We start from the raw sequence: 4,596 nt of genomic DNA, 5'->3' as shown, positions 1-4,596 counted from the left end.
CTGACCTCGCGCATCGGCCTGGGCATGAGCGACAGCATCCTGCCCGAGAGCGTGAACTCCAACACCTTCATCGTGCGTCCGGTGGGCGGCAACACGCTGGCGGGCACCTACAGCGTGCAGCTGGGCATCGTCAACTTCCACCCCGCGGTGCCGCTTTCTCCCGGCACCAGCTATGAGGTGTTCCTGCCGGCCAACGGCGTGAAGGACTATGCGGGCAACGCCATCGCGGCGGACTACAAGTCGGTGTTCCACACCGGCAACGCCGCCGAGATCGGCCTGATGCACTACTGGTCGCTGACGGGCAACCTCTCCGACCAGATCGGTGCCAACAACGGCACGCCCGCCACCGGCGACGCCTTCGAGAGCATCGGCCTGAACTTCGCGAACCGCACGGCCGGCGTGCCGCTGAAGAGCGACACCGTGGCCACCGTGCTCGGCGGCAGCGCCTCGCTGAGCTTCTACATGAAGACCACGCAGGCCGGCGGCCCGAACTCGTGGACCGCGCCCGGCATCTTCGGGCGCGACCAGTCCGGCGGCGCAGACGACGTGTTCTGGGGCTGGCTCGACAACAGCGGGCGCATCAAGCTGTCGGTCGGCAACGACGCGGGCACCACCTCAACGGCGGCGGTGAACGACGGCACCTGGCACCACGTGGTGATGACGCGCGACGCCGCATCCGGCGCGCAGGCCGTGTACGTGGATGGCGTGAAGACCACCTCCACCGGCTCCACCGGCAACAAGGGCCTGTCGAACAAGTTCGCCGTGCTGGGCCAGATCCAGGGCAACACGGCGCTCTTCAAGGGCACGCTGGCGGAAGTGCGCGTCTACGGCCGCGTGCTGAGCGACACCGACGTGAGCACGCTGCGCGGCCAGGCCATCATCGGCGACCCCGGTATCGGCGGCGGACCGAAGCTGGTCAACGGCCAACTGACGTTCAACCCGGCCACGCTGGGCAGCAACGGCGCGCAGTACCGCTGGAACTTCGGCGACGGCACGCAGACCGCCTACTCGAACCAGGCGAACTACGGCTACACCTACACGCGCCCCGGCCACTTCACGGTGACGCTGACGGTGAAGGACGCCAACGGCCGCGAGACCTTCTACACCTACAACCTCACGGTGATCATGCCGGTGACGGCAACGGCGCCGAGGCACACCACCAACATCGTGGGCGACGCGAACTCGGTGTACTCGGTCAACCCCGACAGCGGCACCGTCGCCGCCATCGACGCGCAGAGCCTCGTCAAGCGCTGGGAAGTGCGCGTGGGCGACGAGCCCAAGACGCTCGCCATCGGACCCGACGGGCGCCTCTGGGTCACGGTGCAGGGCGAGGACAAGCTGGTTGTGCTCAACGCGGCCGACGGCAGCCTCTCGGCCACCGTGCCGCTGGCCTACGGCAGCGGCCCCTACGGCGTGGCCTTCACGCCGAACGGATCGAAGGGCCTGCTGACGCTGGAGAGCAAGTCGGTGCTGATGAGCTTCGACCCGAGCAACGGCGCCACCACCGGTGCTGTCGCGCTCGACGGTGCGCTGCGCGGCATCGCCGTCGAGTCCGGCTCGCAGGTGGCCTACGTCACCCGCTTCAAGTCGAAGATGACGGGCGGCCAGCTCCACAAGGTGAACCTGCAGAGCATGAGCGCCATGAGCACCATCGCGCTGCCGGTCGATACCACCACGGTGGACACCGAGAGCCGCGCACGCGGCGTGGCCAACTACCTGAGCCAGGTGGTGATCTCGCCCGACGGCGCGCGGGCGGTGCTGCCTTCGAAGAAGGACAACATCGTGCGCGGCAAGTACCGGGACGGCAACAACCTGGTGCACGACCAGACGGTGCGCTCCATCCTGTCGCAGGTCAACCTGCAGACGGCGGCGGAGGAGTTCGGCGAGCAGATCGACTTCGACGACCGGGCGCCGGCACGCGCCGCGCTGTTCTCCCCTTCAGGCGACTACCTGTTCGTCGCGCAGATGGAAGGCAACCGCGTCGCCATCGTCGATCCGTACAGCCGCGCGGTGCGCGGCGAGATCAACGCCAGCAGCGCGCCGCACGGCCTGTACCTGGACGCCACGCGCAAGCGGCTGTTCGTCAACAACTTCCTGGCGCGATCGGTGTCGGTGCACGACGTGGCGACGGTGCTGTCGTCGGAAACCAATGTGCCGACCTTCCTGCAGACGGTGTCGACGGTGGCGGCTGAGCCCATGTCGCCGGCGGCGCTGCGCGGCAAGCAGGTGTTCTACAACGCGTCGGACCGCCGCATGAGCAAGGACAACTACATCTCCTGCGCGAGCTGCCATGCGGACGGCGGCGACGACGGCATGGTGTGGGACTTCACACAGCGCGGCGAGGGCCTGCGCCGCACCATCAGCCTGCAGGGCCGGCGCGGCATGGGCCACGGCAAGCTGCACTGGACGGCGAACTTCGACGAGCTGCAGGACTTCGAGAACGACATCCGCAACGAGTTCGGCGGCACCGGCTTCCTGACCAATGCGGACTTCGCCGCCACCTCCGACCCGCTGGGCGCGCCCAAGGCCGGCAAGAACGCGCAACTCGACGATCTCGCGGCCTACCTGACCTCGCTGAACAAGTTCATGCGCAGCCCGGCGCGTGCGGCGGACGGCAGCCTCAGCGTGGACGCGGCGCGCGGCCAGACCGTGTTCAACACGGCGCAGTGCGCGACCTGCCACACGGGCGCCACCTTCCGCGACGGCGTGCGGCATGACGTGGGAACGATCCAGGCTTCCTCGGGCAAGGGCATGAACCAGCCGCTCGCCGGCGTGGGCTTCGACACGCCGACGCTGCTGGGCACATGGAACACCACCGCGTTCTTCCACAACGGCCAGGCGGCCACGCTGCAGGACGTGCTCAACGGTGGCCACGGCAACGCCTCCAGCCTGCCGGGCAACGACGTGGTGGCGCTGCGCGAATACGTACGTTCGCTCGACAACGACCCGACGCCGGTGGTCACGCGCATCCGCTCGAACCACAGCAACCTGTGCGTGAACGTGAAGGGCGCGGCGACCACGAGCGGGACGACGGTGGTTCAGTGGCCGTGCGGCAACGCCGGCAACGAGCGCTTCACCGTGACCCAGCTCGGCGGCGGCTTCGTGCAGTTCAAGGCCGAGCACAGCGGCCTGTGCCTGGCGCAGAGCGGCACCGCGACGACCAATGCGGCCGTGGTCCAGCTGGCCTGCTCGGCCGGCGACACGACGCAGTGGAGCCTGGTCGGCGCGGCCCTGCGCAACCGCGCCTCGGGCTCGTGCCTGGACGTGCCGAACAATGCGACGGCCCAGGACACGGCGCTGATCACCTGGACCTGCAACGGCGGCAACAACCAGAACTGGACACAGCTGCCATAACAGGCAAACCCCCAGGCTTCGCGCACTTCGTGTCGCTGCGCCAACCCCCTTGCAGGGGGCAACACCTGCGGCCCGGCAAAGCCGGTTCCGCGGTGTTCCGCGAAGGAGCCGCCCGTTTCACGGGCGGCTTTTTTCTTTGTGCGGCATTGGTGGCGGCACCTGCTCCATGACCTCCCACGTCATGGACCATGCGCAGCCGCTCTGGGAAAGTACGTCCATCGAGGCAGCAACCAGTGACTCGATTCACCAACCAACCAGGAGAAAACACCATGACCGGCTTCAACATCCTTCCCCTCGCAGTTGCACTGCTGATCGGCGTCGCCGCCCTCGGCTCGTGCCTCGGCATCGGACTGGTCGGCCAGAAGTTTCTGGAGAGCACCGCGCGCCAGCCCGAGCTGGTCGACACGCTCCAGACCAAGTTCTTCCTGGTGGCGGGCGTGACCGACGGGGCGTTCATCATCGCCACCGGCATCGGCCTGTGGTTCGCAACGGCAAATCCTTTTGGCTAACCCCCAGGCTTCGCGCACTTCGTGTCGCTGCGCCAACCCCCTTGCAGGGGACAACACCTGCGGCCCGGCAAAGCCGGTTCCGCGGTGTTCCTGAAAGAGGCCCGCGCATCAGGAAGCAAGACGACGTATTGGCACCATTCGTGCTAGCACTGTTGACACCGAATTGTTTACAGCTAAAGTATTTAGCCATCAACGGTTTGATGTCGCCGGTGCCGCATGGGGCGGTGCCGGTGCGTTGTTTCTGCATCCTTCCCTGCCGGAGAACCCATGAGCCACCTGCCCCCGAAGTCGCCCGCGCTGCCGCGCACCCTGCTCTCGCTGCTGCTGTGCGGCTCGGCCCTCGGCACTGCAATGTCCGCCGCGGCCGCGCCCGTCAAGGTGGGCCTGGCCCTCGACATCTCGGGGCCCTTCGCGGCATTGGGCGCCGAGGCACGCGACGGCTTCGCGCTGGGCATCAAGCAGCTGGGCGGCAAGCTCGGCGGACAGGACGTCGAATTCGTGCAGGCCGACATGGCCGGCAGCCCCGACCAGGCCAAGCAGCTGGTCGACCGCATGATCCAGCGCGACAAGATCGACATCTTCAGCGGCCCCATCGGCTCCAACGTGGCGCTGGCCGTGGGCCCGACGCTCTTCAACGCGAAGGTGCCGTATCTCTCGGCCAACGCCGGCCCGAGCCAGTTCGCGGGCGCGCAGTGCAATGCCTACTTCTTCGGCACCGCCTACCAGAACGACC

3 protein-coding genes are annotated in these 4,596 nt (G+C 67.7%); all 3 read left to right on the top strand.

What is annotated here, in order from left to right:
- Positions 1-3,354: RICIN domain-containing protein (locus tag ACT6S0_RS26670; protein WP_444766750.1), on the top strand; the 3,354-nt coding region annotated here is incomplete at its 5' end.
- Positions 3,355-3,623: 269 nt separating this feature from the next.
- Positions 3,624-3,863, top strand: a complete 240-nt coding sequence (atpE, locus tag ACT6S0_RS26665) for a F0F1 ATP synthase subunit C (protein WP_012745530.1) — start codon at positions 3,624-3,626, stop codon at positions 3,861-3,863.
- Between the two features lie 267 nt (positions 3,864-4,130).
- Positions 4,131-4,596 (top strand): ABC transporter substrate-binding protein (locus ACT6S0_RS26660; RefSeq protein ID WP_444766749.1); only part of this gene is annotated, 466 nt, incomplete at its 3' end.

Origin of the sequence: Roseateles sp., from assembly GCF_052436255.1 — a bacterium.
GTDB lineage: Bacteria > Pseudomonadota > Gammaproteobacteria > Burkholderiales > Burkholderiaceae_C > Pelomonas.
This window is presented reverse-complemented; position numbering and strand designations above follow the sequence as displayed.